Raw genomic sequence first — 356 nt, forward strand, 5'->3', positions numbered from 1 at the left:
GTCTAAACCACACTGGATTACCTGTCTGATCCATAATTAGTGCCCCAGTTTGGCCAATCATCGCTGCTTCATATACCGTATAGGGCGCAACAAATAATAGGCCGGGAGCTGTTCCAGGCTTATCAACATTAACGCTAACCTTCATGGGATGTAAATTAGGAGCTGAAACAAAATTCCATACTTGCGGGTTTGAATGACTAGTGAATGATTGTGAATTAAAATTATYCATTCCCACTCTCATCTCCTCTRAMTTTTATTATTAAACACTGTCTCTTGAGCTATTAATATGTCATTTGCTTCAAAATATGTAGGTGCTGTTTAGGTTTAGTTGTGTCTTTTGTTTGCTCGTGATTAGC

1 protein-coding gene is annotated in these 356 nt (G+C 38.5%); it reads right to left on the minus strand.

What is annotated here, in order from left to right; all coding sequences use genetic code 11:
* Positions 1-235, minus strand: a 235-nt coding sequence (locus AC1DWA_RS33875; RefSeq protein WP_477917941.1) for a hypothetical protein, incomplete at its 3' end; no start/stop codon positions are given.
* Positions 236-356 lie beyond the last annotated feature (121 nt).

The organism is Rhodococcus sp. P4_F3_2, from assembly GCF_056401335.1.